Source organism: Mesorhizobium sp. M7D.F.Ca.US.004.01.2.1 (genome assembly GCF_003997785.1).
Taxonomy (GTDB): domain Bacteria; phylum Pseudomonadota; class Alphaproteobacteria; order Rhizobiales; family Rhizobiaceae; genus Mesorhizobium; species Mesorhizobium loti.
Window position 1 is genome coordinate 1 of the sequence record NZ_RZRQ01000636.1, and the last position, 1504, is coordinate 1504.

The window sequence follows — 1504 nt, forward strand, 5'->3', positions numbered from 1 at the left end:
ATGCGGGTGGTGCAGATGGAACCCGGACCGATGCCGACCTTGACGGCGTCGGCGCCGGCGTCGATCAGCGCCTGCGTGCCCGCGGCGGTGGCGACGTTGCCGGCCAGGATGCGAACCGAGTTGGAGAGCTTCTTGGCGCGAGTCACCGCGTCCAGAACGCGCTGCGAGTGGCCATGCGCGGTGTCGATCACCAGAAGGTCGACGCCCGCATCGATGAGGCGTTCGGCGCGCTCGAAACCGTCATCGCCGACGCTGGTGGCGGCGGCGGCGCGCAAGCGGCCCTGCGCGTCCTTGGTGGCGTGCGGGTTGAGCTGCGACTTCTCGATGTCCTTGACGGTGATCAGCCCGACGCAATTGCCCTGCCTGTCGACGACCACCAGCTTTTCAATACGGTGCTGATGCAGAAGCCGCTTGGCTTCATCCTGGTCGACGTTCTCCTTGACCGTGATCAGGTTGTCACGGGTCATCAGTTCATGGACCTTCTGCGCCGGATCGGACGCAAAGCGCACGTCGCGATTGGTCAGGATGCCGATCAGCCGTCCAATCTTGTGGCCGCCGCTGCCGCCGTTCTCGACCACAGGAATGCCCGAGATCGAATAGCTGCGCATCAGGCCCAGCGCGTCGGCTAGCGTCGCGTCGGGGCCGATGGTGACGGGATTGACCACCATGCCGGATTCGAATTTCTTGACCTGCCGCACCTGCTCGGCCTGTTCGGCCGGCGAGAAATTGCGGTGGATGACGCCAATGCCGCCGGCCTGGGCCATGGCGATGGCAAGCCGCGCCTCGGTGACGGTGTCCATCGCCGCCGAGAGGATCGGCACGTTGAGGTCGATGTCGCCGGCGATGCAGGTGCGGACATCGGTCTCGCCGGGCATGACCTCGGAATGACCGGGCTGCAGCAGCACGTCGTCAAAGGTCAGCGCCAATGCGCCGGTGGACGTTTCGATGATTTTTGCCATGGCCAGCCCTCGGAATACAAAAAAGCGCTGGACCGGAATGGACAGCGCCGACTCGTTTCTTCCCTTTCAGGATTGGCGCTGGCTGGTACCACGTCCCGGCGCCGATGAAAAGCCGATGATTTCGCGCTCCCGCAAAGGTGACTTTTCGCCCGAAAAGATGCCACCTGTGGTTGCCGGTCGCACAAAAGTGACAGCAAATTAATGCGACATCCCGGCGAAGGCATGGTAACCGCCCGCCTCAAGGCCGACATGCAACCGGCAACGCAACATTCAAGTCTGGACGCGTTCCTTGAACCGCACCATCCCGCTCATACTGGCGGTCGCCCTTTTCATGGAAAACATGGATTCGACCGTCATCGCGACATCACTGCCGGCGATCGCAATCGACATCGATACCAGCCCGATCGCGCTCAAGCTGGCGCTGACTGCCTATCTGGTATCGCTGGCGATCTTCATTCCGATCAGCGGCTGGATGGCCGACCGTTTCGGCGCCAAGACTGTCTTTCGTGCCGCGATCGCGGTCTTCATCGTCGGCTCGATCGCCT

General features: G+C 62.8%; 3 protein-coding genes. 2 read left to right on the forward strand and 1 reads right to left on the reverse strand.

All coding sequences use genetic code 11. The features are described 5' to 3' along the window. Positions 1-959: IMP dehydrogenase (locus EN993_RS35675; RefSeq protein ID WP_127266227.1), on the reverse strand; the 959-nt coding region annotated here is incomplete at its 3' end. On the opposite strand from EN993_RS35675, the gene EN993_RS35680 reads away from it, so the two are divergent. Both EN993_RS35680 and EN993_RS35685 read left to right on the forward strand, forming a co-directional pair. Further along, on the forward strand, positions 946-1161 hold the full coding sequence (locus EN993_RS35680; RefSeq protein ID WP_127266228.1) for a hypothetical protein: 216 nt from the start codon (positions 946-948) through the stop codon (positions 1159-1161). The genes EN993_RS35675 and EN993_RS35680 overlap by 14 nt on opposite strands. Before the next feature lie 87 nt (positions 1162-1248). Continuing rightward, the coding region (locus EN993_RS35685) for an MFS transporter (RefSeq protein ID WP_127266229.1) at positions 1249-1504 on the forward strand (256 nt) is incomplete at its 3' end.

What these genes read in the sequence shown, in the direction of transcription:
- EN993_RS35680 (WP_127266228.1), top strand. Translation starts at nt 946, where the DNA reads ATGATTTTTGCCATGGCCAGCCCTCGGAATACAAAAAAGCGCTGGACC.